This window comes from Mycolicibacterium brumae, from assembly GCF_025215495.1.
Classification (GTDB): domain Bacteria; phylum Actinomycetota; class Actinomycetes; order Mycobacteriales; family Mycobacteriaceae; genus Mycobacterium; species Mycobacterium brumae.
Map to the genome: position 1 here is coordinate 434,291 of NZ_CP104302.1, position 26,498 is coordinate 460,788.

Genomic DNA, 26,498 nt, shown 5'->3' on the forward strand with positions numbered 1-26,498 from the left:
GGAATACCGAAATCGAGGAGTCGCACGTGGCGCGCGTCGTTGTGCAGGTGATGCCCAAGTCGGAGATTCTGGATCCGCAGGGTCAGGCGATCGTCGGCGCGTTGGGCCGGCTCGGCCACCCCGGCATCACCTCGGTCCGCCAGGGCAAGCGCTTCGAGCTGGAGGTCGACGACACCGTCGACGACGACGAGCTGCAGCAGATCGCCGAGTCGCTGCTGGCCAACACCGTGATCGAGGACTGGGTCGTCGTGCGGGAAGACCAGTCGTGACTGCCAAGGTTGGGGTCATCACCTTCCCCGGCACCCTCGACGACGTCGACGCCGCCCGCGCGGTGCGGCTCGCCGGCGCCGAGGCCGTGCCGCTGTGGCACGCCGACGCCGACCTGAAGGGCGTCGACGCCGTCATCGTGCCCGGCGGCTTCTCCTACGGTGACTACCTGCGCGCCGGCGCCATCGCCCGGTTCGCCCCGGTGATGGATTCGGTGGTCGACGCGGCCGCCGGCGGCATGCCGGTGCTGGGCATCTGCAACGGCTTCCAGGTGCTGTGCGAGGCCGGGCTGCTGCCCGGCGCGCTGACCCGCAACGCCGGCCTGCACTTCGTCTGCCGCGACATCTGGCTGACCGTGGACAACAACAGCACCGCCTGGACGTCGCGCTACGACGTCGGCGCGGAGATCCTCATCCCGCTGAAATCCGGCGAGGGCCGCTACCAGGCGTCGCCGGAGGCGATCAACGAGCTCGAGGGCGAGGGCCGGGTGGTGTTCCGCTACACCGACGACCTCAACGGCTCCCGCAACAACATCGCCGGCATCTGCTCGGCCGACGGCCGGGTGGTGGGCCTGATGCCGCACCCCGAGCACGCCACCGAGGCGCTCACCGGGCCCAGCGACGACGGGCTCGGAATGTTCTACTCGGCCCTGGACGCGGTGCTGACGGCTTAGAACCGCCTCCACCGAGCCTCGCTAGACCGTCAGCGCGACCGACGCCTCGGCCGTGTAGCACAGGAACGTCATCGTCTCCTGCAGGTACAGCTGGACCGTGTCGGCGTCGTGCGAGAGGTAGCCGATGCTGACATCGGAACCCAGCCGCAGATCGAAATCACCACCGCGGGTGGACAATACGAACGCGCCGTCGATCGCGGGCGCCCAGATGATCTCGCCGTCCACCAGCCGGCGCAGGTGCTCCCGGATCGGGTAGCCGTTCGCGGTCTCCTCACTGACCCGGGTGTAGGCGTCCGCGGACAGCAGCACCGCGTACGGGCCGTCCACACCGGCGAGCCGCAGTTCGGTCATCGCCTGGGAGACCACGTCGGGGAACTCCCGGGTGTCCTCCGGGAGCTTCAGCGGCGGGTTGGAGCTCAGCGTGCGGATCCCCGCGATGCCGGCCTGCGGGTAGCCCTCGAAGATGGCGCGGTCCTCGGTGACGGCCAGCGTGCGGGCGGCCTCCTTGACCGGGTCCCAGTCGGAGTCTTCCGCGCCGCGCTCCACGTCGTCGATGTCGACGCGGTTCAGCGTGAACGGCACCCGCAGTCGCACCAGCGGCTGGGATTCGCGCAGGTGCGCCACCACACCGTCGGCGGGGGCGTCGACGTCGCGCAGGTGCCCGGTGCCGATCGCCGCGGCGGCCACCCCGGCGTCGCAGTTGTTGACGTCGACCACCCGGCGGCCGGCGATGTAGCGCTTGAAGGTGCGGCTGGCTTCCAGCTCGATCTCCGCCCAGGCAGCGTCGGTGACCGGGGCCAGTTCGCGGTACAGGTTGTTCACTGTTGTTGACCTTTCAGACTGCCGATGGACAGGGATTGTTCTTTACGCGGAAGCGGCGGTGGCGAGCCGAGGAAATCGGCGGTCGGCACGAAGAACATCGCGCCGGTGTGCGCGGTGGAGAAATCCAGGATTCGGTCGGTGTTGCCCACCGGCTCACCGATGAACATCCGCCGCAGCATCCGCTCGGTGATGTCCGGGTTCCCGGCGTAGGCGATGTAGTAGGTGCCGTACACGCCGTCGGCCAGCGACCCGAACGGCATATTCGCCCGGACGATCTTCAGCTCGCTGCCGTCGTCGTCGGTGATGACATTGACCGCGACGTGGGAGTTGGCGGGCTTCACCTCGTCGTCGAGTTCGATGTCCTCCAGCTTGGTCCGGCCGATCACCAACTCCTGCTCGGTGACGGTCAGCGCGTTCCAGGCGGCCATATCGTGGGTGTAGCGCTGCACGTGCACGTAGCAGCCGTCGGCGAACGCCGGGTCGGCGTCGCCGATCCGCACCGCGGCGGCGGCCTGCGCGCCGACCGGGTTCTCGGTGCCGTCGACGAAGCCGAGCAGATCGCGCATGTCGAAGAACTTGAAGCCCTGCACCTCGTCGAGCACCGTCACCGCGTCGCCGAGGGCGCCCAGCAGCCGGCCGCCGAGCTCGAAGCACATGTCGACGGAGGCGGCCTTGATGTGCAGCAGCAGGTCCCCGCCGGTGGACGGCGCGTGGTGGTGGCTGCCGCGCAGTTCGACGAAGTCGTGCAGCTTGGCCGGCTTCGGCCCGCTGAACAACCGGTCCCAGGCCCGCGAGCCGATCCCGACGACCAGGCTCAGCCGGGAGTCGGGAATCCGGAAGCGCAGCGCCCGGACGTCTCCGGCGAACCCGCCGAGCGCGTCGTGCGTCTGCTGCTCGCCGCCCGGATTCACCCGCAGCACCAGGAAGATCGCAGCCGGTGTCAGCGGGGTAAGGATGGGTTGGGTGGTCACGGACGTCACGTTCTGCAGAGACTAATCCGCGTCGGCGCGGCCGGCAGGTGAAAGATGGTGATATGACCGCGACCGCGACCGGACTTGCCGAGTTCATCGACGCCTCCCCGTCCCCGTACCACGCCTGCGCGACGGCGGCGGCGCGGCTGCGCGACGCCGGCTACGCGGAACTGTCCGAAACCGACGTCTGGGAGTCGGCGGCGGGGAAGTTCTTCGTGATCCGCGCCGGGTCGCTGATCGCCTGGGATGGGGCGGCCCGCAACGGTTTCCGCATTGTCGGGGCGCACACCGACAGCCCGAACCTGCGGGTCAAACAGCACCCGGACCGCGCGGTCGCCGGCTGGCACGAGGTGGCGCTGGCGCCCTACGGCGGGGCCTGGCTGAACTCCTGGCTGGATCGCGACCTCGGCGTCTCCGGCATGATCGCGGTCGCCGACGGGGCCGGCGGCGTTGCGCAGCGGCTGGTGCGGGTCGACGAGCCGCTGCTGCGGGTGCCGCAGTTGGCCATCCACCTGTCCGAGGACCGCGGCGGGGTCAAGCTCGACCCGCAGCGACACGTCAACGCGGTGTGGGCCGGCGGTCCGGCGAGGCTCGGCGGAGCTTGCGGAGCCGAGTCGAAGCCGGGACCGCCGCATGGACAGGGCGGTTTGCAGGGTTTCGTCGCCGCGGTGGCGCGGCGCAGCGGGATCGATCCCGCGGACGTGCTGAGTTTCGAGTTGATGACCCATGACCTGACTCCCTCGAGGGTGTGGGGCGACGGACAGTTCCTGTCGGCGCCGCGGCTGGACAACCAGGCCAGCTGCTACGCCGGGCTGGAGGCGCTGCTGGCCGCCGAACCGGACGCGCACACCCCGGTGCTGGTGATGTTCGACCACGAGGAGGTCGGCTCCACTTCCGATCACGGCGCGGCCTCCGATCTGTTGCCGACGGTGCTGGAACGCATCGTGGCCGCCGACGGCGGCGACCGTGGCGAGTACCTGCGGCTGATCCGGTCCTCGGTGCTGGCGTCGGCCGATATGGCGCACGCCACCCACCCGAATTACCCGGAGCGCCACGAGCCCGGTCACCTGATCACCGTCAACGGCGGACCGGTGCTCAAGGTGCAGCCGAACCTGCGTTACGCCACCGACGGGCGCACCGCCGCGGTGTTCGAACTGGCCTGCCGGCAGGCCGGCGTGCCGCTGCAGCGTTACGAGCATCGCGCCGATCTGCCGTGCGGTTCGACCATCGGCCCGATGACCGCCGCGCGGACCGGCATCCCGACCGTCGACGTGGGCGCCCCCCAGCTGGCGATGCACTCGGCCCGCGAGCTGATGGGCGCCCACGACGTCACGGCGTACGCGGCGGCGCTGGCCGCGTTCCTCACTCCTGCTCGGTGATGACCTCTTCTTCGATGAAGACCTCTTCGATGGTCGCCACCGCCTCGGCGTCACCCTCGCTCCAGGTGATGACGCCGTTCTCGAAGACGGACTCCTTCTGGCCTGCGTCGTTGGTGATCTCGTCGCTGGTGGGGTAGCCCAGGTCGCCCTGTGAACCGCCGAGGTCGTTCCACTTGTCGCGGATCTTGCCCCACACCACGTAGGTCCCCTCTTCCGAGGAGATGATCACGCCGCCGTTGAACTGCTGGAAGACGCCGCCGTCCGGGTTCTCCTGGAGGTCGCCGAGCGGGCCGCCCAGCGCCTCGCGCTGGACTTCCGGAATCGCCTTGTACTTGTCCAGGATGACCCCGGAGACCATGTGCTCGGTGCCCTCCGGGCCGGGGATGAGCTGCTCCTCGACGGTCTCGACCTCCTCGATGACCTCGGTCTCGGTCACCGTGGTGGCGGCGGCCTCGTCGGCCTTGTCGTTGGAGCAGCCGATGCCGGCGAACGCCAGCCCCAGGGCCAGCGCCGAGACGGCCGCGGTCTTCTTCGTTGAGTTCCGCATGACATCCTTTCTCGGGGCGACGGGCTGTTCCCGTCACCTCGATGCCGGATAGTGCCAGGTCGGAGACGTTCTCGGACGATCCTGAGAACACGCTGTGCGCATGCACAAGGGTTAGTGGCTCGGCGTCACCACAGCCTCGGTTGCGCCCTCATCCCAGGTCACGGTGCCGTGCTGGAAAGTGGTCTGCTTCTGGCCCGCGTCGTTGACGGTCTCATCGCTGGTCGGGTAGCCCAACTCGCCCTGCGAACCGCCCAACTCGTTCCACTTGTCCCGGATCAAGCCCCACACCACGTAGGACCCCTCTCCGCTGGAGATGATCACGCCGCCGTCGAACTGCTGGTAGACGCCGTTGTCGGGGTTGCTCTGCTGCGCACCGGTCGGGGCGCCCAGCGCGGTCTTGGAGGCGTCGTCGAGATCCTCGTACTTCTCCAGCAACACACCTTCGACGGTGTAGTCGACGCCGTCGGCGCCCTTGATCACGGTGGGCTCGGGCGCGAGCGCCGAGGACACCGCGGAGGTTGCCGAGGCGGCGGCGTCACCGGCGGCGTCCGTGGCGGCGGACACCGCCGAGGTCGCCGAAGCCGCGGCATCGTCGCGTTCGGCGTCGGAGCAGCCGGCGGCGAACAGGGTGATGCCGAGCGCGGCCATCGAGATCGCGGCGGTCTGCTTTGCTGACTTATGCATGGTGAGATCCCTTCATCAGTGGAGGTGACGGGTCGGGTACCCGCCAACACCGGCCGCCAAACGGCTCACCGCGCTAGGTTGGGCAGATGGCGCTCGGCGTGGAGATGATCACCTTCGACACCTGCGACCCGGACCGGCTGGCCGGCTGGTGGGCCGACGCCGTCGGCGGAACCCTGATCCCGGTGGTCCCGGGCGGGTTCGTGATAGTCGCGCTGGCCTCGGGGCAGCGGCTGGGATTCCAGCAGGTCGACGACCCGACGCCGGGCAAGAACCGGGTGCACCTGGACCTCGGCGCCGAACCCGGCGTGGACCTGGAAACGCAGGTGGGCCGGTTGCTGGAACTCGGCGCGGTGGAGACCGCGCGGCACAGCTTCGGCGAGGATTTCTCCTGGGTGGTTTTCGCCGACCCCGACGGCAACGCGTTCTGCCTGTCGGCGGGCTCCTAAACTGTTCGGGTGACCCACGCCTTCGACACCGTCGAGCACGCCGCCGCCACCCCCGACCAGCCGCAGCCCTACCGCGAACTCGGCCTCAAGGACGACGAGTACGCCCGGATCCGGGAGATCCTGGGCCGGCGCCCCACCGACGCCGAACTGGCCATGTACTCGGTGATGTGGAGCGAGCACTGCTCCTACAAGTCCTCCAAGGTGCACCTGCGCTACTTCGGTGAGACCACCACCGAGGAGATGAAGGCCGCCATGCTGGCCGGCATCGGCGAGAACGCCGGCGTCGTCGACATCGGCGACGGCTGGGCGGTCACCTTCAAGGTCGAGTCGCACAACCACCCGTCGTACGTGGAGCCCTACCAGGGCGCGGCCACCGGCGTCGGCGGCATCGTCCGCGACATCATGGCGATGGGCGCCCGGCCGGTCGCGGTGATGGACCAGCTGCGCTTCGGCGCGGCCGATGCCCCCGACACCCGCCGGGTGCTCGACGGCGTGGTGCGCGGCGTCGGCGGCTACGGAAACTCCCTTGGCCTGCCGAACATCGGCGGCGAGACGGTGTTCGACGCCTCCTACGCGGGCAACCCGCTGGTCAACGCGATGTGCGTGGGCGTGCTCCGCAAGGAGGACCTGCACCTGGCGTTCGCGTCCGGCGCCGGCAACAAGATCATCCTGTTCGGCGCCCGCACCGGCTTGGACGGCATCGGTGGGGTGTCGGTGTTGGCCAGTGACACGTTCTCCGGCGACGAGTCCGGGTCCGGCCGCAAGAAACTACCGAGTGTGCAGGTCGGCGACCCGTTCACCGAGAAGGTGCTCATCGAGTGCTGCCTGGAGCTCTACGCCGCGCATCTGGTGGTCGGCATCCAGGACCTCGGCGGCGCCGGATTGTCTTGCGCCACTTCCGAACTCGCCTCCGCCGGTGACGGCGGGATGAAGATCGAGCTGGATGCGGTGCCGCTGCGCGCCACCGGCATGACCGCCGCCGAGGTGCTCTCCAGCGAGTCGCAGGAACGCATGTGCGCGGTGGTCACCCCCGACAACGTGGACGCGTTCATGGCCGTCTGCCGTAAATGGGACGTGCTGGCCACCGTGATCGGCGAGGTCACCGAGGGCGACCGGCTGATCATCGACTGGCACGGCGAGACCGTCGTCGACGTGCCGCCGCGCACCGTCGCGCACGAGGGCCCGGTCTACCAGCGGCCGGTGGCCCGCCCGGACAGCCAGGACGCGCTGATCGCCGACACCTCGGCTGGACTGGAGCGCGCGGTCACCGGCGAGCAGCTGCGCGACACGCTGCTGGCCATGCTGGCCAGCCCGGCGCTGTGCAGCCGCGCGTTCATCACCGAGCAGTACGACCGCTATGTCCGCGGCAACACCGTGCTCGCCGAGAACGCCGACGGCGGCGTGCTGCGCATTGACGAGCAGACCGGTCGCGGCATCGCGGTGTCCACCGACGCCTCGGGCCGCTACACCCAACTCGACCCGTACACCGGCGCGCAGCTGGCGCTGGCCGAGGCCTACCGCAACGTCGCCGTCACCGGCGCCACCCCGGTCGCCGTCACCAACTGCCTGAACTTCGGCTCCCCGGAGGACCCGGGCGTGATGTGGCAGTTCAGCCAGGCCGTCCGCGGGCTGGCCGACGGCTGCGCCGCGTTGGGGATCCCGGTCACCGGCGGCAACGTCAGCTTTTACAACCAGACCGGTGCGACGGCCATCCTGCCCACGCCGGTGGTCGGCGTGCTCGGCGTGATCGACGACGTCGCCCGGCGCATCCCCACCGGGCTGGGCGCCGAGCCGGGGGAGACGCTGCTGCTGCTCGGCGACACCCGCGACGAGTTCGACGGCTCCATCTGGGCTCAGGTCACCGGCGATCACCTCGGTGGCGTGCCGCCGCAGGTGGACCTGGACCGGGAGAAGCTGCTGGCCGAGGTGCTGACCGCGGCGTCCCGCGACGGGCTGCTCTCAGCCGCGCACGACCTCAGCGAAGGCGGACTGGCCCAGGCCGTCGTCGAGTCGGCGCTGGCCGGCGAGACCGGGGTGCGCCTGGTGCTGCCGGAGGGCGTCGACCCGTTTGTGCTGCTGTTCTCCGAATCCGCGGGCCGAGTGCTGGTGGCGGTGCCGCGCACCGAGGAGAGCCGATTCCGCGCCATGTGCGAGGCCCGAGCGCTGCCGTGCGAGCGGGTCGGCGTGGTCGATCAGGGCTCCGACGCGCTGGAGGTCCAGGGCCAGTTCAGCGTGACCCTCGCCGAGCTGCGCCGGGTGTGGGAAGCCACCCTGCCCAAGCTCTTCGGTTAGCACATCAGGGCGATGCGAGCAGCCGGAGAGCGCGGTCCTGTGTGTGTGTTGAGGCAGATCTCCGTCGTCTTGAGTGCGGCTAGGTCGGTGTTTGCGTCGAATCCTCGATCTGAGCGCACCCAGGATGGAGCGCGGGTCCCCAATCTCTACCGGGGCGCACACCGGATGAAGCCGCTCGTCGTGCCGCTCGCCTGGGCGGGCGTCGGGACCGCGCTGGCACTGGCCACCGGCCGCCTCACCGGGAACCGGCTGGGGCTGCGCGGCAAAGAAGTCCGCGACGGCGCGGTGTGGGGCGCGGCTGCGGCCACGACGGTCGGTCTCGCGGTCGCCGCCGGGACCGCGCTTCCGGCGGTGCGTGACGGCATGACCGAACGCACCCCGCCCGGGGACGGCTGGGGCTGGCTGGCCTGGCAGATCCCGGTCCAGACGGTGTGGACCGAGGAGATGATCTACCGCGGCGCGGTGAAAACCTGGGCGCAGCGGGCGTTCGGCCGCCGCCGCGGGCAACTGGCGCAGGCCGCGGTGTTCGGGCTCAGTCATGCCCCGGGCGCCTACCGCAACGGCGAATCGGTGCTGGGCACCGTCGCGGTCACCGGTGTGGCCGGCTGGGTGTTCGGGGAGCTCGCCGATCGGACCGGCAGCCTGCTGGCCCCGATGCTGGCGCACCTGGCGATCAACGAATCCGGCGCGATCGCCACCATGGCGGTGCGACGGGCCGGCGACAGAGCTGGTGCTGATGGCGCCCCGTAAACCCCCGGACCCGGCGGCCGCCCGCGCGGCGGTGCTGGCGCTTGCCGACTGGCTGCGCGACCCCGCCGTGGCCGAACCTGAGCGCGCGGCGCTGGCCGAGGCGGTCCGGCTGACCGCCCGCACGCTGGCCGCCGCCGCCCCTGGAGCGAGCGTCGAGGTGCGGGTGCCGCCGTTCGTCGCGGTGCAGTGCGTGCAGGGCCCGCGGCACACCCGAGGCACCCCGCCGAACGTGGTGGAAACCGATCCGCGCACCTGGCTGCTGCTGGCCACCGGGCTGTTGGAGCTCGACGCCGCGGGCCCGGCGGTGGAGCTGTCCGGGTCCCGGGCGGGGGAGATTTCGGGGTGGTTGCCCCTCCTGCGTCTAGGTGAATCCGGTTACCGGCCCGTAGACTGACTGCTGTCAGCCAACGCGACGTCCCGGGAGCAGCCCCAACGTGACAGAGCAGCCGATACACCTCGCCGACGCACACGTCGAGCCCGACGAACAGTCACCCCGCGAGGAATGCGGAGTCTTCGGTGTGTGGGCGCCCGGCGAGGATGTGGCGAAGCTCACCTATTACGGACTTTATGCGCTGCAACACCGCGGCCAGGAAGCCGCGGGGATCGCCGTCGCCGACGGATCACAGGTCATCGTGTTCAAGGATCTGGGCCTGGTGAGCCAGGTGTTCGACGAGGCGACCCTGGCCGGCATGGTCGGGCACGTCGCCGTCGGGCACTGCCGTTATTCCACCACCGGCTCCACCACCTGGGAGAACGCCCAACCGGTGTTCCGGCACACCGCCGCGGGCACCGGGGTGGCACTCGGCCACAACGGCAACCTGGTCAACACCGCCGAACTGGCCACCCAGGCGCGCGAGCTCGGCGTGATGAACAACGGCGGCATGTCGGCGACCACCGACTCCGACATCCTGGGCGCGCTGCTGGCCCACGGCGCGGCCGACACCAGCCTGGAACAGGCCGCCTGCGAGCTGCTGCCGACCGTCCGGGGCGCGTTCTGCCTGACCTTCATGGACGAGAACACCCTCTACGCCGCCCGCGACCCGCACGGTGTGCGACCGCTGTCGCTGGGCCGGCTGGATCGCGGCTGGGTGGTGGCCTCGGAGACCGCGGCCCTGGACATCGTCGGCGCCTCCTTCGTCCGGGACATCGAGCCCGGCGAACTGCTGGCCATCGACGCCGACGGGGTGCGCTCCACCCGCTTCGCCAACCCCACCCCGAAGACCTGCGTCTTCGAATACGTCTACCTGGCCCGCCCGGACAGCACCCTGGCCGGCCGGTCGGTGCACTCCACCCGCGTCGACATCGGCCGACGGCTGGCCAAGGAGATGCCGGTGGACGCCGACCTGGTGATTGGCGTCCCGGAATCGGGCACCCCGGCCGCGGTCGGCTACGCCCAGGAGTCCGGCATCCCGTTCGGGCAGGGCCTGATGAAGAACGCCTACGTCGGGCGGACGTTCATCCAGCCGTCGCAGACCATCCGCCAACTCGGCATCCGACTCAAGCTCAACCCGTTGCGCGAAGTGATCCGCGGCAAGCGCCTCGTGGTCGTCGATGACTCGATCGTGCGCGGCAACACCCAGCGCGCCCTGATCCGGATGCTTCGTGAAGCCGGCGCCCTGGAGGTGCACGTCCGGATCGCCTCCCCGCCGGTGAAGTGGCCGTGCTTCTACGGCATCGACTTCGCCTCGCCGGCCGAGCTGATCGCCAACGCCGCCCACGACGGGCCGCAGTCGGAGATGCTGGAGGCCGTTCGGCACGCTATCGGCGCGGACACCCTGGGCTACATCTCCACCGAGGCGATGATCTCGGCTACCGAGCAGCCGGCGTCGCGGCTGTGCTGCGCCTGCTTCGACGGCGTGTACCCGATCGAGCTGCCCAGTGAGACCGCGCTGGGCAAGAACGTCATCGAGCAGATGCTGGCGAATGCGGCCCGGGAAAACCCGGCCACCCCGGTGCAGGCGTCCAACGACAACGCCTCGGCGCTGCGCCGGCCGTAACGCGGGGGCGCCGTCACCCAACTCGCCCGGTAGATTGATGGGCGATGACCAAGCACGCTTCTGAACCCGGGATCTCCTACGCCTCCGCCGGCGTCGACATCGAAGCCGGTGACCGCGCCGTCGAACTCTTCAAGCCGCTCGCCAAGCGCGCGACGCGGCCCGAGGTGCGCGGCGGGCTGGGCGGATTCGCCGGCCTGTTCGCCCTGCGCAACGACTACCGCGAGCCGCTGCTGGCGTCATCGACCGACGGGGTGGGCACCAAACTGGCCGTCGCGCAGGCGATGGACAAGCACGACACGGTCGGCATCGACCTGGTCGCCATGGTCGTCGACGACCTCGTCGTCTGCGGCGCCGAACCGCTGTTCCTGCAGGACTACATCGCCATCGGCCGGGTCGTCCCGGAGCGGGTGCAGGCCATCGTCGCCGGCATCGCCGAGGGCTGCGTGCAGTCCGGCTGCGCGCTGCTGGGCGGGGAGACCGCCGAACACCCCGGCCTGATGGCCGCCGAACACTACGACCTGTCCGCCACCGGCGTGGGCGTGGTGGAGGCCGACGAGGTGCTCGGGCCCGAGCGGGTCCGCCCCGGCGACGTGGTGATCGGCATGGCGGCCTCCGGGCTGCACTCCAACGGCTACTCGCTGGCCCGCAAGGTGCTGCTGGAGATCGAGCGGCTCAAGCTCGAGGGGCACGTGGAGGAATTCGGCCGCACCCTCGGCGAGGAACTGCTGGAGCCGACCCGCATCTACGCCAAGGACTGCCTGGCGCTGGCCGCCGAGACCCAGGTCCGGACGTTCTGCCACGTCACCGGCGGTGGGCTGGCCGGGAACCTGGAACGCGTCATCCCCGACGGGTTGACCGCCGAACTGGACCGCGGCGCGTGGAGCCCCGGGCCGGTGTTCGGCATGATCGCCCAGCGCGGCCGCATCGAGCGCGCCGAGATGGAGAAGACCTTCAACATGGGCGTCGGCATGGTGGCCGTCGTCGCGCCGGAGGACACCGACCGCGCGTTGGCCATTCTGACCGCCCGCCATGTGGACTGTTGGGTGCTGGGCACCGTCAACAAGGGTGGCAAGGGCTCAGTGCGAGCCCACCTGAGAGGGGAACACCCCCGGTTCTGACCCCGGGGGTCAGGCCGGTGCTCAGCGGCGCCAGTCGTCCTCGTCGACCCAGCGATCGTCGGACCGGGCGTCATCGCCCGAACCGGCCAACTCCTGACGGAGTCGCTCGAAGTCGGTTTGCGGGGAGCTGTACTTAAGCTCACGAGCAACCTTGGTCTGCTTTGCCTTCGCCCGGCCGCGGCCCATGGGGGGACCCCCTCGCGCAATAACGGAGCGGCCCGAGGTGCGAGCGGCTCCGATCTGAATGTGTGTATTGTCCTGCCGACACTCTACCGTGCCGCGGAATCTGCCGTCGCAGCGCGGGCGTTACCGGCGGTTCGCGCGCAGCCGGTCCACCGCCGCGCGGCCCGCGCCGGGGGTGTCCTCGGGCGGCATCGAATCGGCGTCGATCCGGGCCGTCACACCATCGCCGGCCAGCAATTCGGTGTCGGCCGGGATGCCGCGCTTGATCAACGCGAGCGCCACCGGGCCGTCGTCGACGTGCTCGACGACAGTGCCGAGCCGCCCCACCGTGCGGCCGCCGGCGGTCACCGGGTCCCCGGTCTGCGGCCGGTCCGCGGAGCCGTCCAGATGCAGCAGCACCAGCATCCGCGGCGGCCGGCCCAGGTTGTGCACCCGGGCGACGGTCTCCTGACCGCGGTAGCAGCCCTTGTCCAGATGCACCGCGCCCAGCCCGGGCCCGCCGATCCAGCCGGCCTCGTGCGGGATGGTGCGCTCATCGGTGTCCACGCCCAGCCGCGGCCGCAGCGCCGCCACCCGGTGCGCCTCGTAGGCCCACAGGCCCGCCGGGCGGACCCCCGCCTGGCGCAGTGCGGCAAGCCGGGCGTCGACGTCGGCGCGGGGGATCAGTAGGTCCAGCTCCGGCGGATCGCCGGGCATCCGGCGGGCGAACCCACCGCCGGGCAGCGCCACGGCAGTCATCGGCTCGGGCAGGGCGTCGACGCCGACGGCGGCCAGCACCGCCGGGCCGGTCAACTTCGGCCCGATCAGGCTCAGCACCGCCAGGTCGGATTTCTCGGGCAATGCGTCGGCCCAGAACACCATCCGCTGCAGGTAGGTCAGCAGCGGCTCGGCGCGCCACGGCTCGGTGTCCAGGTAGCTGACGCCGTCGAGCTCGGTCTGCACCCAGTGATCCTCGACGCGGCCCTGACCGTCCAGGCTCAGGTTCTCGGTGCTGAGGCCGTCGGGCAGCTCGGTGATGTGCTGGGTGGTCAGCGAATGCAGCCAACTGCGGCGATCCGCGCCGGAGATGCTGATCACCCCGCGATGCGATCGGTCCACCACCACCGCGGCGACCTCGGCGGCGCGCTGCTCGCCCAGCGGATCGCCGTAGTGCCAGACCGCGCCCGCGTCGGGGCCGGATTCGGGAGCGGGAACCGCTGACATGCCTTCCACCATAGGCGGCATACTCTGTTGCGATGGTGGTGGTCACCCTCGATGGTGTGGTGCGCGATCCCGACGCGCCGTTGCTGTGCGCCGACGACCTGGCCGCGGTCCGCGGCGACGGGGTCTTCGAGACGCTGCTGGTGCGCGGCGGGCGGGCGTGCAAGGTGGAGGCGCACCTGAACCGGCTGGCCGCCTCGGCGGCCATGTTGGAACTGCCGGCCCCCGACCGCGACGCCTGGCGCGCCGCGATCGACGTCGCCGCCCGGGAGTGGGGCGCGACGCGCGAGGGCGCGCTGCGGCTGGTGTGCTCGCGGGGCCGGGAGAGCGGGTCGGCGCCCACCAGCTACGTGACGGTGTCCGCGCTGGCCGAACGGGTCGCCGCCGCCCGCGCCGACGGTGTCGCGGCGGTGCTGCTGGACCGGGGGCTGCCCGCCGCGGGCTGCGATAAGACGCCGTGGCTGCTGGCCGGCGCCAAGACGCTGTCCTACGCGGTGAACATGGCCGCACTGCGGCACGCCGCGGCCCAGGGCGCCGACGATGTGGTGTTCGTCAGCTCCGATGGGCTGGTGCTGGAGGGCCCGCGCTCGACGGTGGTCATCGCGGTGGCCGGCGACGGCGGCCGACCGTGCCTGCTGACCCCGCCGCCGTGGTACCCGATCCTGCGCGGCACCACCCAGCAATCGCTGTTCGAGGTGGCCCGCGACGAGGGCTACGACTGCGACTACCGGGCGTTGAAGCCCGCGGATCTGTTTGCCGCACAAGGAGTTTGGCTCGTCTCCAGCATCACGCTCGGGGCCCGGGTGCACACCCTGGACGGGGTGCGGTTGCCGGCGGCGCCGATGGCGACCGAAATGCGCAGACTAATTGATGTTGCGATCGCGCGGTAGACTGGCGTCCATGATCATCCTCGACTCCGCCCAGTTCCGCGCGTTGACGTCGTAGCTCTCCTGACTCCGGCGGTCAGCGCCTCCACTGACCACTTCCTGAAGTCCCCATGCAACATCCTGCTGTCACTCTCACCGCGCTGACCTTCCGCTGGCCCGACGGCGACACCGTTTGCGCCGACCTGGACGCCGCGTTCGGGCACGGCCGCACCGGGCTGGTCGGCGACAACGGCGCCGGCAAAACCACCCTGCTACGGCTGATCGCCGGCGACCTGACCCCCACCGGCGGCGCCGTCACCGCCACCGGGCACTACGAGACACTCGGCGAGGACTGGGACGTCGAGGCCCGAGCCCGGGCGGCGCTGGACGGGGTCGGGCTCACCGGCATCGGGCTGGACCGCACGGTGGCCACGCTGTCCGGCGGCGAGACGGTGCTGACCGCGCTGGTCGGGCTGCGCCTGGCCGGCGACGCCGTGGTGCTGCTCGACGAACCCACCAACAACCTCGACGCCGAATCGCGGCGGCTGCTCTACGACGCCATCGCCGGCTGGCGGGGCGTGCTGATCGTCGTCAGCCACGACACGACGCTGCTGGAGCTGATGGACGACACCGCCGAACTTCGGGCCGGGACGCTGCGCATGTTCGGCGGGCCGTACAGCGTCTACCGGGAGCAACTGGCCGCCGAGCAGGCCGCCGCCGAGCAGGCGGTGCGCACCGCCGAGCAGTCGCTGCGCGTGGAGAAACACCAGCGGGTCGAGGCCGAGACGAAACTGGCGCGCCGAATGCGTAAGGGCCGCACCGACTTCGAGAACAAACGCGCGCCGAAGATCATCATGAATCAGCGTAAGACCGAGGCGCAGGTGTCGGCGGGCAGGCTTCGCACCGAGTTCGACGGGAAGATCGCCGACGCGCGGGAGCACCTGGCGCGGCAGACCGAACGGGTGCGCCGCGACGACCGGATCCGCATCGACCTGCCCGACCCGGAGGTCCCGGCGCGACGTCGTCTCGCCGAACTCACCGACCCGCGCGGCGGCCGGCACATCGTCGCCGGACCGGAACGGATCGCGCTGACCGGGCGCAACGGCATCGGCAAGACCCGGCTGGCCAACACCCTGACGGCGCACACCGACCGGATCGGGCGGCTCGAGCAACGCCTGGAACTCGACGACGAGCTGACCGTGCTGGAGACCGTCGGCGACCGGCGCGCCGAACTGGCCCGGTTCCTGTTCCGCGGCGACGCGGTGGGCCGTCGGGTCGGGGAACTCTCCGGCGGCGAGCGCTTCCGGGTCGCGCTGGCCCGGCTGCTGCTGGCCGACCCGCCGCCCCAGCTGCTGATCCTGGACGAGCCGACCAACAACCTCGACCTCGGCAGCGTGGACGCGCTGGTCGGCGCGCTGGAGTGCTACCGCGGCGCGCTGTTGGTGATCAGCCACGACGCGGATTTCCTGTCTCGGCTGGGTATCGACACCTGGCTGCTGCTGGACGAGGGCGGGTTGCGGCGTGGATGATGCCCCAATGCGATCCGGGGGCGCACTGGCTTTGGCGGCAGGGCTGGCGTTGCTCTGCGCGTGCGCCCCCGGCGGCGACGGCCCGACCGAAGAGCACTGCCAGGCCAGCTCGTTGCCGACGCTGGACCCGGGCACGCTGACCCTGGCCACCGAGGCGCCGGCCTTCCCACCCTGGTTCCTCGACGACAGCCCGGAGAGCGGAGAAGGGTTCGAGTCCGCGCTGGGCTACGCCGTCGCCGACCGGTTGGGCTACGAGCGCGAGCAGGTGCGCTGGGTCCGGGTGCCGTTCAACACCGCGATGGCGCCGGGCGCCAAGGCGTTCGACGCGGCGATCGACCAGTTCTCCATCACCGAGCAGCGCAGGCAGATCGCCGACTTCTCCTCGCCGTACTACGACATCGTCCAAGCGGTGGTGACCGTGGCCGGGACCGACGCCGACGCGGTGACCTCGCGCAGCGGGCTGGCGGCGCTGCGGCTCGGCGCGGTCGCCAACACCACCGGCGCCGGGACCGCCCGAGCGCTGTCGGCCGCGCCGATCACGGTGTACGAGAACACCGTGGAGTCGATGGAAGGCCTGCGCGCGGGGCAGGTCGACGCGCTGGTGGCGGACCTGCCGACCGCGCGGACGTTGGCCGGAGAGATTCCCGGCGGGATCATCCTGGGCCGGTTGCCCAGCGGCACACCCGAGCAACTCGGGATTCTGCTGGACCTCGGCAGCCCGCTGACCCGGTGCGTGAGCGAGGCCGTGGACGGCATCCGCGACGACGGCACGCTGGCCGAACTGCAGCGCCGCTGGATGCCGGAGATCCCGGCCCGGGAGTTGGAGTAGCCCTCAGCCGGCCTTGTCAGCCGGCGAAACGCTGCAGCCGCGCCGACAGGTGCGGGGTCAGCTCGCCGTCGGCGTCGATGCGTTCCTCGACATAGGCCAGGTCGCCGTCCTCGACGATCCCGTACAGCCGCTTCGCGCCGCCGACCAGCGGGCCGCTGCGGCTGCGGGCCATCGCGTCGGTGGCCACCTCCCAGGAGGACTGACTCAGCGGGCGGCCGTAGAACAACTCGATGTAGCCGTCGGAGTGCGCCAGCAGCAACTCGACCGCCTGTGTTTCCAGCGGGTCGTCGTGGTCGACGACGAAGCGCCAGTACCCGGTCTCGCGCAGATCCTGGTCGGCGAATTCGCCGTCGTCGTCCAGCCGCCAGGTGCGGGACTCCCAATTCAGGTAGCCGCGGCCGTCGTGGGACACCACGATCTGCTGGCCGAACCGGTAGTCGCCGTCCTGGTCGTGCCCTTCGCCGACACCGCGCCACACGCCGACCATCGGCAGCAGCGCGAGCAACTCATCGCTGAGCTCGGCGCCGAGCCGGAGATTGGCGGTGTCCGCGGGCAGCGGCAGATCGTCGAAGACCGGAATGTTGCGACCGGCGGTGATCTTGGCGCGTTCGGCCGCAGCAGCGACCGCGGCGTCGCCGGATCCCGGGATCGGGTGCGTCACGACTCGTCGGTGATCAACCGGTACAGCGTGTACAACGCGAACCAGGTGATGACGACGACGGCCGCGACCAGGAGAAACTCGAAGAACAGGACCACGGCGGTGATTCTACCTCTGCCTCAGGCGACCAACACGTCGATCTGGTGCACGCCCTCGGCAGCCGGGGCCACCACCGCGTCACCGTTGCCGACAGTCGACGCCGCGCGCAGCCGCCAGCTGCCGGGCGCGGCGTAGAACCGGAAGTCACCGGCCGGGGTCGAACGGACCTCGGCGGTGAACTCGTCGGCGGCGTCGAGCAGCCGCACGGACGCGCCGCCCACCGGGCGTCCGTCGCCGTCGACCACGCGGCCGGAGATCACGCAGCTCATGACCGGACCCCCTGGGCGCGAAGGCGGACGGCAAGCGGATACAGCAGGCACCCCAGGCACACGTCGAAGGCGGCGTTGAGGAACGCCGCGAACAGCGCGAACCCGGTGGCGACCAGGCCGACGGCGGGCGCCCCGAGGGCGAAGCCGGCGACGCCGACCACGGCGAAGACCAGGCCGATGAGCTGCGCGAATCGCAGCGGCGCGACCGGTTCGGTCTCGATGGCCGGTCCCAGTTGCGGTTTGACGACGGTGGCGAAGAACCGGCCGTAGGGCGTCTTGGTCGGGCCGAACGCGGCGCCGATGGCGAACACCACGGCCTGGGCGGCCAGCAAAACGGCCGCGATCCGCGGGTCCACGCCGGCGACCAGGATGGTGGCGATCAGCACCGCGGTGGTGATCCAGGCGGCGAAGCGCGGTCCGCGCACGTCAACCCGGGGGGAATCGATTTGGGTGGTCACGAAAAATCTCCTGAAGGGGTCACTGTCGGTTGGCCGGAGTGAGCCGCGGCGCGACGGGGCGCGGGGACTCAGCGACAACTACAACGACAGCAACAACCTGCGGTCCGGCAGTAATCCACCGCGCGGCGCTTCGTCAGCAGGTTGGGCACGTGTGCCAGGGTAGCAACTTCGGTCTCAGCTGAGCAACGGCGCGAGCGCCGACTTGAGGTCCGCAGCCGACGGCACCCCGGTGGTGCGGTACCGCGGCTTGCCATCCGCGTCGAAGATGATGGTCGTCGGCAGGGACAGCACCGACAGTCGTCGGGCGGCCTCCGGATCGGCGTCCATGTCGATTTCCACGTGGGCGACCTGCGGCAGCTCGGCGCTCACCGCGTCGATCACCTTCCGCACCTGCCCGCACGGCCCGCACCACGGCGCGCTGAAGTGCAGCAGCGTCGGGCCGGTGCTGCTCAGCCCGAGACCCGAGGTGTCGACGTTGGCGGCCGCCTCGGCCGAACGCAGCATCCCGGCGCGCAGCGCGATCAGCCGGCCGACCACCAACCCGAGACCCAGCACTGCGATGACCACCGCGATGGTGATGCCCATATTCATGTCGGCCTCCTGATCAGGACTGGGTGAACTCTTCCAGTGTGACCGTCACACCTGTGATGACGCCCTCGATGATGACGTCGGAGCCCCGCGCGCCCTGGGTGCTGGGGGCCACCCCGAACGGCAGCACCTGATCCGGCAGCGAACCTTCGAAAGCCCGCAGCACCGCGCCGACCCGGTCCTCGGGCACCTCCTGATCCGCCGTGCCCGGGCCGGTCAGGATCCCGGTCGGGGTGATCAGCAGGGTGTGCTGCTGCGGCCCGACCATGCTGAGGTCCACCGACACGCTGACCCGCTTGTCGATGCCGGCGCTGCGCGGAGTCCCGCTGAACACCAGACCGACCGGCGCGGAGATCCCGGACTCGGTGGTGTTGTCGTCGTCGGTGTCCGGCGGGGCCTCCACCATCAGGTCCTTCACCCCGATGAACGCGCCCAGGTACCGGGAATTGATGATGATCCGGCTCTCCAGGGTGTCCACCGGGATCGGCGCGTCCGGGCGCACCAGCCAGGACGCCTCGGTCAGGTCCAGATCGTGCATGGTGGCCTCGAGCGACGCCCGGCCGACATGCGGGTGCGCCACGTCGTTGGCCTTGATCTCCACCTCGTGGTAGCGGTGCCCCAGCGCCTGGGTGACGAACGGAAAGCCCAGGATGTTGGCCGACGGATCCCAGTCCAATTTCGCCGCGGCGCGGATGGTGCGAGACAGCTTGTACTCGGCGTAAATGGCGAAACCGAAATCCACGGCGACGAATGCGACGGCGATCGAGACGACCGTCGCGATCGCCGCTTTCAGCAGCTTGGGCACCCCGTCATTGTGGCTCATGGGGCTCTCGGCGCTATGGTTATAGGCGCCCTGGTCGGTTACGGCGCTGTGTCGGCCGCGATTCCGCGCGTTTGCCGGAGACTGGAGGCCCCCTGATGGACCTGCTGCTTTTAACGGTCGATCCCACCCCCGACGCGGTTCTGCCCGCCCTGTCGCTGCTGCCGCACAACCTGTGCACCGCCCCGTCCGAGGTGTCCTCACTATTGGAGGCCGGCAACGCCGACATCGTGATCGTCGACGCCCGCACCGACCTGGTGGCCGCCCGCGGGCTGTGTCGCCTGCTGGGCAGCACCGCCGGGACGGTGCCGGTGGTCGCGGTGCTCAACGAGGGCGGGTTGGTCGCGGTCAACGGCGAATGGGGGCTCGACGAGATCCTGCTGCCCGGCACCGGCCCGGCCGAGATCGACGCCCGGCTGCGCCTGCTGGCCGGCCGCCGCGGAGACGCGGCCGGCGGCGAGGCCACCGGGACGGTCACCCTCGGCGAATTGTCCATCGACGAGGGGACCTACACCGCGCGGTTGCGCGGCGCCCCGCTGGACCTGACCTACAAGGAATTCGAGCTGCTCAAGTACCTCGCGCAGCACGCCGGGCGGGTGTTCACCCGGGCCCAGCTGCTGCAGGAGGTGTGGGGTTACGACTTCTTCGGCGGCACCCGCACCGTCGACGTGCACGTCCGCCGGTTGCGCGCCAAACTCGGCCCCGAGCATGAGGCGCTGATCGGCACCGTGCGTAACGTCGGCTACAAGGCGGTGCGCCCGACCCGCCGCTCCGGGCAGGCCGCCCCCGGACCCGTCGACGCCGAGGAGATCCCGACGCCGTGAGCACGCTGAGCTGGGTCGATGTCCCGTCGCCGGGGCAGCGCGAACAGATCGAAGCGATCATCGCCGCCGCCACCTCGGCCGACGGCGTCGCACCGGTCGGCGAGCAGGTGCGCCGCGAGCTGGGCCGCGACCGGACCCGGCACCTGATCGCCGTCGAGCACGACAGGCACGTGGTCGGCTATTTGAATCTCGGCGCCGCAATGGCCGAATTGGTGGTCGCCCCACCCGCTCGTGGGCGCGGAATCGGCACGGCGCTGCTGTCGTCGATCAGCGCCGAACCGGTGTCGGTGTGGGCGCACGGCGACCTGCCGGCGGCCGCCGCGATCGCCCGGGCCGCCGGGCTGGTCCCGGTGCGACGGCTGCTGCAGATGCGCCGGTCGCTGCGCGATCTGGTTCCCGTGGAGATCCCCGACCGGGTGACGGTGCGCCGCTACCGCGGCCCCGACGACGACGCCGAACTGCTGCGGGTCAACAACGCGGCGTTCTCCTGGCACCCCGAACAGGGCGGCCAGACGCTCGCCGATCTGGCCGAACAGTTCACCCAACCGTGGTTCGACCCGGACGGGCTGTTCCTGGCGTTCGACGCGGCCGACGGCGACCGGCTGCTGGGCTTCCACTGGACCAAGGTCCATCCCGACGGTCTGGGCGAGGTGTACGTGGTGGGCATCGACCCGGACGCCCAGGGCCGCGGCCTCGGTCGGGCGCTGACCGCCGTCGGGCTCGAGCACCTGGCCGTCGCGCTCGCCGACCAGCCCGACCCGACGGTGCTGCTGTACGTGGAGGCCGACAACACCGCCGCGGTGCGCACCTACGAACGCCTCGGCTTCGAGGTGTTCCGGGCTGATGTGGCCTACGCGCGCGCCCCAAAACCGACCTGATCGGCCGGGTTTACCTTCCGTTCACCTTCCATCGGGCTTCCGTCCATGACCACCGCCTACCTTTCACAGCGAACGCACATCTACAGAAGGTCGGATCGGGTGAACGCACACAATATTTGGCGATCGGCACTACTGGCGGGATCGGCGACGGCACTCGTCGCATTCGGTGTCACGGGCTGTGGCAGCGACGGCGAAACCGCCCCGTCGAGCGTCGCCGCAGGCAGTGAAGCGGATTGCGCGGGCGCGAACAACCTGACTGCCGAGGGGTCCACCGCCCAGCAGAACGCGGTCGGCGTGTTCAACAAGCTCTGGGGCCAGGTCTGCCCGGGCAAGAACCTGTCGTACAACCCGACCGGCTCCGGCGCCGGTGTCTCGCAGTTCGTCGCCGGCAACGTCGACATCGCGGGATCCGATTCGCCGATGGACGAGGAGCAGGTCGCCGCCGCGGCGAAGCGCTGCGAGAACAATCCGGCCTGGCACCTGCCGCTGGTGTTCGGCCCGGTCGCGCTGGCCTACAACCTGCCCGGCGTCGACAACCTGGCCGTCAGCCCGACGGTGCTGGCGAAGGTGTTCACCGGCGCCATCTCGAAGTGGAACGACCCGGCGCTGGCCGAGCTCAACCCGGGCGTCGAGCTGCCGGATTCGGCGATCACGCCGATCTACCGCTCGGATTCCTCGGGCACCACCGACAACTTCCAGAAGTACCTGGCCGCGGCCGCGCCCGCTGAGTGGACCAAGGGCGCCGGCAAGGAGTTCCAGGGCGGCGCCGGTGAGGGCGCGCAGAAGTCCGCCGGCGTGGTGCAGGCCGTGCAGGCCACCCCGGGCGCCATCGGCTACGTGGAGAAGGGCTTCGCCGACCAGGCGGGCCTGTCGGTGGCCGCCGTCGACAATGGCGGCGGGCCGGTCGCGCTGACCGAGGAAGCCACCAAGACCGCGATCGCCGGCGCGACCTTCGTCGGCGAGGGCAACGATCTGGTGCTCGACCTGAACTCGCTGTACGCCAGCACCGAGCCGGGCGCCTACCCGCTGGTGCTGGTCACCTACAACATCGTCTGCTCCAAGGGCTACCCCGCCGACGTCGCCGAGGCCGCCAAGTCCTTCCTGACGGTGTCCGCGAACCAGGGCCAGGACGGCCTGAACGACATCGGCTACGTGGCGCTGCCGGACGCCGTCAAGGAGCGGCTGCTGACCGCTGCGGCAGCCATCCAGTAGCGGCCCGGAAATGACGCGATTCTTTGACAGGGGTGTCGGTGACGACGTGGACGAGGCGGCTGGATTGATCACACCGGACCCGGCGAAGGCCGGATCGGGCCAGGTGGTGGCCCAGCCTTTCGGTGAGAAGGAACCCGTCCCCACCGACCCGTCGGGCAAGGCCAGGGTCCGCCCGGGCGACCGGGTGTTCCACGGCCTGGCCGAGGGATCCGGGCTGTCCGTCATCGGGCTCATCGTCGCGATCGGCGTGTTCCTGTTGTGGCGGGCCATCCCGGCGCTGAGCCGCAACGAGGAGAACTTCTTCACCTTCGGCGGCAGCTGGGTCACCACCGACACCTCGGCGATGCACTTCGGCGTAGCCGAACTGTTCCAGGTGACGGTGTTCGTGTCGCTGTTCGCGCTGGTGCTGGCCATGCCGGTGGCGCTGGGCATCGCGATCTATCTGACCCAGTACGCGAACAAGCGGGTTGCCGGTCCGTTGGCCTACGTCATCGACCTGCTGGCCGCGGTGCCGTCGATCATCTACGGCGTGTGGGGCCTGTACGTGCTGGCCCCGGTCATCGGGCCGTTCGCCGCCTGGCTCAATGACACCTTCGGCTGGTTCTTCCTGTTCGCCACCGGCAACGCCTCGGTGGCCGGCGGCGGCACCATCTTCACCGCCGGCATCGTGCTGGCGGTGATGATCCTGCCGATCATCACCGCGGTGTCCCGCGAGGTGTTCGTGCAGACGCCGCCCGGGCAGATCGAGGCCGCGCTGGCCCTCGGCGCGACCCGCTGGGAGGTGGTGCGCACCACGGTGCTGCCGTTCGGCCTGTCCGGCTACATCAGCGGCGCGATGCTCGGTCTGGGCCGCGCGCTCGGTGAGACCATCGCCCTGCTGATCATCCTGCGCGGCACCCAGCAGGCCTTCGGCTGGTCGCTGTTCGACGGCGGCTACACCTTCGCCTCCAAGATCGCCTCGGCCGCTTCGGAATTCAATGACGAATACAAGGCCGGCGCGTACATCGCCGCGGGCCTTGTGCTGTTCGTCCTCACGTTCGTGGTGAACTCGCTGGCCCGCGCCGCGGTCGCCGGGAAGGGGAAGTCATGACCAACACGATGGACACTCCGATCAAGGAGCCGACCTTCCCCGGTCTGAGCCCGCGCCGCAAGTTCGCCGACAAGACGGCCACCGTGCTGGTGACCGCGTCCGTGGCAGTGGCCATCGTGCCGCTGGTGTGGGTGCTGTGGGCCACCGTCAGCAAGGGCATCGGCGCGGTCACCTCGGCGGACTGGTGGTGGCGCTCGCAGGCCGGCATGACCGCCTTCGAGGCCGGCGGCGGCGCCTACCACGCGATCGTCGGCACCCTGCTGCAGGGCCTGGTCTGCGCCGTGATCTCCATCCCGGTCGGCGTCTTCGTCGGCATCTACCTGGTGGAGTACGGCGGCGGCACCCGGCTGGGCCGACTGACCACCTTCATGGTGGACATCCTCACCGGTGTTCCGTCGATCGTCGCGGCGCTGTTCATCTACGCGCTGTGGGTGGCCACCTTCGGCTTCCAGCGCTCCGGGTTCGCGGTGTCGCTGGCGCTGGTGCTGCTGATGATCCCGGTCATCGTGCGCGCCACCGAGGAGATGCTGCGCATCGTGCCGATGGATCTGCGCGAGGCCAGCTACGCCCTCGGCGTGCCGAAGTGGAAGACCATAAGCCGCATCGTCATCCCGACCGCGCTGTCGGGCATCGTCACCGGCATCATGCTGGCGCTGGCCCGAGTGATGGGCGAGACCGCGCCGCTGCTGATCCTGGTGGGATACGCCCAGAGCCGGAACTTCGACATGTTCTCCGGATTCCAGGGTTCGCTGCCCGGGATGATGTACGACCAGGTCTCCGCCGGCGGCTCCGGCAATCCGATCACCGACGCACGGCTGTGGGGCGCGGCCCTGACACTGGTGATCCTGGTCGCCGTGCTCAATATCGGCGCCCGGTTCATCGCCAAATTCTTTGCCCCCAAGAAGGTTTAGGAGACATCTCATGGCCAAGCATCTCGATCTCAAAGACGTGAACATCTACTACGGCGCATTCCACGCCGTGGCCAACGTGTCGATGTCGGTGCCGCCGCGGCACGTGACGGCCTTCATCGGCCCGTCGGGCTGTGGCAAGTCCACCGTGCTGCGCACCTTGAACCGGATGCACGAGGTGATCCCCGGCGCCAGCGTCAAGGGTTCGGTGCTGCTCGACGGCGAGAACATCTACGCTCCCGGCGTGGACCCGGTCGGCGTCCGCCAAACCATCGGCATGGTGTTCCAGCGGCCGAATCCGTTCCCCACCATGTCGATTCGCGACAACGTCGTCGCCGGCCTGAAGCTGCAGGGCGTCCGCAACAAGGCCGTGCTGGACGAGACCTGCGAGCGTTCACTGCGTGGGGCGAACCTGTGGAACGAGGTCAAGGACCGGCTCGACAAGCCCGGCGGCGGCCTCTCCGGCGGTCAGCAGCAGCGGCTGTGCATCGCCCGCGCCATCGCCGTGCAGCCCGACGTGCTGCTGATGGACGAGCCCTGCTCGGCGCTGGACCCGATCTCCACGCTGGCCGTCGAGGACCTGATCTCCGAGCTCAAGCAGGAGTTCACCATCGTCATCGTCACGCACAATATGCAGCAGGCCGCCCGGGTGAGCGATCAGACCGCGTTCTTCAACCTGGAGGCCACCGGCAAGCCGGGCATGCTGATCGAGATCGACGACACCGACAAGATCTTCTCCAACCCGAAGGAGAAGGCTACCGAGGATTATATTTCGGGGCGTTTCGGCTAGTCGCCGGGTCGCGGTGGGTCGCGTCGAGTAACGAGCCGGGTCGCGTCGAGTAACGAGCCGTCCGGTGGAACTCGCCGCGAGGCAGGGTGATTTCGCGTCGAGTGAGAATTGACGCACGTTAGTGAGAACTGGTGGCGGCAGCTCTCATCGAGTGAGAACTGGTGTGCGCGTTTGAGAAGTCATGGATGCAAGTGAGACGTCATGGCGGCCGCTGCCATCGAGTGAGAAGCTAGGGACGCGTTCTGCGAGTAGGGTGCGCCGTGAGTTCTCAATGGATGAAAAGTCCATCCCAGATTTCTCACTGACGTCCCTGAGGTCTCATCGACGTACATTATGTCTCACTCGATGCGCCTGTGCGCCAACGTTTCTCACTAACCGCCTTGGTGTCTCACTCGATGAGCCGGACCGGAAAGATCGAGGTCGACGCCCGACCGAGCCGTCGGCTACCCGACCGAAGCGGTGATCAAGTCGCTGAGCTCGGCGGCTTCGGCCTCGGTGGCCGGGAGCAGCGGACGGCGGGGTTCGCCGGCTGGGATGCCGGTGAGCGCCAGGCCGGACTTGACCGCCGTCGGCAACCCGCGGGTGACGATGAATTTCAGCAGCGGCTGGATCCGGCCGAACACCGCGTCGGCGGTTTCGTCGTCGCCGCGCTGGATGGCGTCGTAGAACGCGCGGATCTGATCCGGAATGAGGCAGGGCGCGGCGGTGCACCAACCGGCGGCGCCGGCCCGGAACGCCTCCAACGCCAGCGGGTTGCTGCCGTTGAAGAACGGCAGCGTGCCATCGCTGAGCTCGCGCAGCTGATGCATCCGGTTGATGTCGCCGGTGGACTCCTTCACCATGGTGATGTTGTCCACGTCGCGCACCAGCTCCCACAGCTGGGTCGGCGACAGGTCGATGCCGGCGGTGGCGGGGTTGTTGTAGACCATCACCGGGATGTCGATGGCGGCCGCGATGGCCTCGAAGTGCTTCTGCACTTCCAGCGCGGTCAGCTGCCAGTACGACACCGGCAGCGCCATCACCGCCGAGGCGCCGAGACCCTCGGCGATCCGCGCGCGACGGGCAGCGCCGGCGGTGGTCAGATCCGAGACACCCACAACGGTGGGCAGCCGCCCGCCCAGGTGATTGATGGTGCTGGCCGCGGTCTCGGTCCATTCGGTGAGGTCGAGGTAGGCCGACTCGCCGGTGCTGCCCAGCGGGGCGATGGCCGACGCGCCGCCGTCGACGAGGCGGTCCAGCACCAGGTGCAGGCTGTGGTGGTCGATCCCGCCGTCGGCGGTGAACGGGGTGATCGGGTAGGCGACGATGCCGGAGATGGTGGCGCCGGAGGCAGGCATGGCGGGTGGAGTCC

Annotated in this window: 30 protein-coding genes; 18 read left to right on the forward strand and 12 right to left on the reverse strand. The window is 70.1% G+C overall.

The window, feature by feature from the left end; genetic code table 11:
* Positions 1-26 precede the first annotated feature (26 nt).
* Positions 27-269: a phosphoribosylformylglycinamidine synthase subunit PurS gene (gene purS / locus L2Z93_RS02135; protein ID WP_090590372.1), complete on the forward strand. Its 243-nt coding sequence runs from the start codon at positions 27-29 to the stop codon at positions 267-269.
* On the forward strand, positions 266-940 hold the full coding sequence (purQ, locus tag L2Z93_RS02140; protein ID WP_090590368.1) for a phosphoribosylformylglycinamidine synthase subunit PurQ: 675 nt from the start codon (positions 266-268) through the stop codon (positions 938-940). Before purS ends, purQ begins: the two co-directional genes overlap by 4 nt.
* A gap of 21 nt (positions 941-961) precedes the next feature.
* On the opposite strand, the gene L2Z93_RS02145 is transcribed toward purQ, so the two are convergent.
* On the reverse strand, positions 962-1,762 hold the full coding sequence (locus L2Z93_RS02145) for a family 1 encapsulin nanocompartment shell protein (RefSeq protein WP_090590365.1): 801 nt from the start codon (positions 1,760-1,762) through the stop codon (positions 962-964).
* Positions 1,759-2,742 carry a Dyp-type peroxidase gene (locus L2Z93_RS02150; RefSeq protein ID WP_090590363.1) on the reverse strand — a complete coding sequence of 328 codons (984 nt, stop codon included), beginning with the start codon at positions 2,740-2,742 and terminating at the stop codon, positions 1,759-1,761. Before L2Z93_RS02150 ends, L2Z93_RS02145 begins: the two co-directional genes overlap by 4 nt.
* A 53-nt stretch (positions 2,743-2,795) precedes the next feature.
* Here L2Z93_RS02150 and L2Z93_RS02155 point away from each other — a divergent pair, with 53 nt between their 5' ends.
* Positions 2,796-4,112, forward strand: coding sequence for a M18 family aminopeptidase (locus L2Z93_RS02155; RefSeq protein ID WP_090590360.1), 1,317 nt, complete (start codon positions 2,796-2,798; stop codon positions 4,110-4,112).
* Here L2Z93_RS02155 and L2Z93_RS02160 read toward each other — a convergent pair.
* Positions 4,096-4,659, reverse strand: coding sequence for an LGFP repeat-containing protein (locus L2Z93_RS02160; protein ID WP_164886111.1), 564 nt, complete (start codon positions 4,657-4,659; stop codon positions 4,096-4,098). The two genes, L2Z93_RS02155 and L2Z93_RS02160, sit on opposite strands and share 17 nt — an antisense overlap.
* Positions 4,660-4,770: 111 nt before the next feature.
* Positions 4,771-5,343, reverse strand: a complete 573-nt coding sequence (locus L2Z93_RS02165) for an LGFP repeat-containing protein (RefSeq protein WP_193438930.1) — start codon at positions 5,341-5,343, stop codon at positions 4,771-4,773.
* 86 nt (positions 5,344-5,429) lie between these two features.
* On the opposite strand from L2Z93_RS02165, the gene L2Z93_RS02170 reads away from it, so the two are divergent.
* The 6 genes from L2Z93_RS02170 to purM all read left to right on the forward strand — a co-directional run bounded on the left by L2Z93_RS02170 (position 5,430) and on the right by purM (position 11,946).
* Positions 5,430-5,789, forward strand: coding sequence for a VOC family protein (locus L2Z93_RS02170; RefSeq protein ID WP_090590356.1), 360 nt, complete (start codon positions 5,430-5,432; stop codon positions 5,787-5,789).
* A gap of 9 nt (positions 5,790-5,798) precedes the next feature.
* Positions 5,799-8,081, forward strand: a complete 2,283-nt coding sequence (gene purL, locus L2Z93_RS02175; RefSeq protein WP_090590352.1) for a phosphoribosylformylglycinamidine synthase subunit PurL — start codon at positions 5,799-5,801, stop codon at positions 8,079-8,081.
* Positions 8,082-8,246: 165 nt separating this feature from the next.
* A complete protein-coding gene (locus L2Z93_RS02180; protein WP_090590349.1) occupies positions 8,247-8,831 on the forward strand; it encodes an Rv0804 family intramembrane glutamic endopeptidase in 585 nt (194 codons plus the stop codon).
* Complete coding sequence (locus L2Z93_RS02185; protein WP_090590396.1) at positions 8,818-9,225, forward strand: sterol carrier family protein; 408 nt, start codon at positions 8,818-8,820, stop codon at positions 9,223-9,225. The genes L2Z93_RS02180 and L2Z93_RS02185 overlap by 14 nt, the downstream gene beginning before the upstream one ends.
* A 40-nt stretch (positions 9,226-9,265) precedes the next feature.
* Positions 9,266-10,828, forward strand: coding sequence for an amidophosphoribosyltransferase (gene purF / locus L2Z93_RS02190; RefSeq protein WP_090590345.1), 1,563 nt, complete (start codon positions 9,266-9,268; stop codon positions 10,826-10,828).
* 44 nt (positions 10,829-10,872) lie between these two features.
* Entirely contained in the window at positions 10,873-11,946 is a 1,074-nt protein-coding gene (gene purM / locus L2Z93_RS02195) for a phosphoribosylformylglycinamidine cyclo-ligase (protein WP_090590342.1), read from the forward strand.
* 21 nt (positions 11,947-11,967) lie between these two features.
* Here the strand turns inward: purM and L2Z93_RS02200 are convergent, their stop codons facing one another.
* Both L2Z93_RS02200 and ygfZ read right to left on the reverse strand, forming a co-directional pair.
* Positions 11,968-12,132, reverse strand: coding sequence for a DUF3073 domain-containing protein (locus L2Z93_RS02200; RefSeq protein WP_090590335.1), 165 nt, complete (start codon positions 12,130-12,132; stop codon positions 11,968-11,970).
* A gap of 120 nt (positions 12,133-12,252) precedes the next feature.
* Entirely contained in the window at positions 12,253-13,332 is a 1,080-nt protein-coding gene (gene ygfZ / locus L2Z93_RS02205; protein ID WP_090590394.1) for a CAF17-like 4Fe-4S cluster assembly/insertion protein YgfZ, read from the reverse strand.
* 35 nt (positions 13,333-13,367) lie between these two features.
* On the opposite strand from ygfZ, the gene L2Z93_RS02210 reads away from it, so the two are divergent.
* The 3 genes from L2Z93_RS02210 (at position 13,368) to L2Z93_RS02220 (ending at position 16,553) form a co-directional block, all read left to right on the forward strand.
* Positions 13,368-14,219 carry an aminodeoxychorismate lyase gene (locus tag L2Z93_RS02210; protein WP_090590390.1) on the forward strand — a complete coding sequence of 284 codons (852 nt, stop codon included), beginning with the start codon at positions 13,368-13,370 and terminating at the stop codon, positions 14,217-14,219.
* Positions 14,220-14,326: 107 nt separating this feature from the next.
* On the forward strand, positions 14,327-15,724 hold the full coding sequence (locus L2Z93_RS02215) for an ATP-binding cassette domain-containing protein (protein ID WP_090590330.1): 1,398 nt from the start codon (positions 14,327-14,329) through the stop codon (positions 15,722-15,724).
* A gap of 7 nt (positions 15,725-15,731) precedes the next feature.
* Entirely contained in the window at positions 15,732-16,553 is an 822-nt protein-coding gene (locus L2Z93_RS02220; protein ID WP_090590326.1) for an ABC transporter substrate-binding protein, read from the forward strand.
* A gap of 16 nt (positions 16,554-16,569) precedes the next feature.
* On the opposite strand, the gene L2Z93_RS02225 is transcribed toward L2Z93_RS02220, so the two are convergent.
* From L2Z93_RS02225 to lmeA, 5 genes are all read right to left on the reverse strand, one after another.
* Positions 16,570-17,214: a heme-binding beta-barrel domain-containing protein gene (locus L2Z93_RS02225; protein ID WP_234786181.1), complete on the reverse strand. Its 645-nt coding sequence runs from the start codon at positions 17,212-17,214 to the stop codon at positions 16,570-16,572.
* Positions 17,215-17,330: 116 nt separating this feature from the next.
* Entirely contained in the window at positions 17,331-17,579 is a 249-nt protein-coding gene (locus L2Z93_RS02230) for a DUF1416 domain-containing protein (protein ID WP_090590315.1), read from the reverse strand.
* Positions 17,576-18,037, reverse strand: coding sequence for a DUF4395 domain-containing protein (locus L2Z93_RS02235; protein WP_090590312.1), 462 nt, complete (start codon positions 18,035-18,037; stop codon positions 17,576-17,578). Before L2Z93_RS02235 ends, L2Z93_RS02230 begins: the two co-directional genes overlap by 4 nt.
* Before the next feature lie 174 nt (positions 18,038-18,211).
* The gene (locus tag L2Z93_RS02240; protein ID WP_090590308.1) at positions 18,212-18,628 is read right to left on the reverse strand and encodes a thioredoxin family protein; all 417 of its coding nucleotides are present in this window, start codon (positions 18,626-18,628) and stop codon (positions 18,212-18,214) included.
* A 13-nt stretch (positions 18,629-18,641) separates the two neighbouring features.
* Entirely contained in the window at positions 18,642-19,448 is an 807-nt protein-coding gene (lmeA, locus tag L2Z93_RS02245; protein WP_090590304.1) for a mannan chain length control protein LmeA, read from the reverse strand.
* A 95-nt stretch (positions 19,449-19,543) separates the two neighbouring features.
* Between lmeA and L2Z93_RS02250 the strand changes: the two genes are divergently transcribed.
* The 6 genes from L2Z93_RS02250 to pstB all read left to right on the forward strand — a co-directional run bounded on the left by L2Z93_RS02250 (position 19,544) and on the right by pstB (position 25,147).
* The gene (locus tag L2Z93_RS02250; protein WP_090590300.1) at positions 19,544-20,269 is read left to right on the forward strand and encodes a winged helix-turn-helix transcriptional regulator; all 726 of its coding nucleotides are present in this window, start codon (positions 19,544-19,546) and stop codon (positions 20,267-20,269) included.
* Positions 20,266-21,147: a mycothiol synthase gene (gene mshD / locus L2Z93_RS02255; RefSeq protein WP_090590294.1), complete on the forward strand. Its 882-nt coding sequence runs from the start codon at positions 20,266-20,268 to the stop codon at positions 21,145-21,147. Before L2Z93_RS02250 ends, mshD begins: the two co-directional genes overlap by 4 nt.
* 99 nt (positions 21,148-21,246) lie before the next feature.
* Complete coding sequence (gene pstS, locus L2Z93_RS02260; RefSeq protein ID WP_234786180.1) at positions 21,247-22,359, forward strand: phosphate ABC transporter substrate-binding protein PstS; 1,113 nt, start codon at positions 21,247-21,249, stop codon at positions 22,357-22,359.
* A gap of 10 nt (positions 22,360-22,369) precedes the next feature.
* The gene (gene pstC, locus L2Z93_RS02265) at positions 22,370-23,449 is read left to right on the forward strand and encodes a phosphate ABC transporter permease subunit PstC (protein ID WP_090590283.1); all 1,080 of its coding nucleotides are present in this window, start codon (positions 22,370-22,372) and stop codon (positions 23,447-23,449) included.
* Entirely contained in the window at positions 23,446-24,360 is a 915-nt protein-coding gene (gene pstA / locus L2Z93_RS02270; protein WP_090590280.1) for a phosphate ABC transporter permease PstA, read from the forward strand. The genes pstC and pstA overlap by 4 nt, the downstream gene beginning before the upstream one ends.
* Before the next feature lie 10 nt (positions 24,361-24,370).
* Positions 24,371-25,147 (forward strand): phosphate ABC transporter ATP-binding protein PstB, encoded by a 777-nt coding sequence (gene pstB / locus L2Z93_RS02275; RefSeq protein ID WP_090590276.1) that lies wholly within the window; start codon positions 24,371-24,373, stop codon positions 25,145-25,147.
* A gap of 443 nt (positions 25,148-25,590) precedes the next feature.
* On the opposite strand, the gene L2Z93_RS02280 is transcribed toward pstB, so the two are convergent.
* The gene (locus L2Z93_RS02280) at positions 25,591-26,484 is read right to left on the reverse strand and encodes a dihydrodipicolinate synthase family protein (RefSeq protein ID WP_090590273.1); all 894 of its coding nucleotides are present in this window, start codon (positions 26,482-26,484) and stop codon (positions 25,591-25,593) included.
* Positions 26,485-26,498 lie beyond the last annotated feature (14 nt).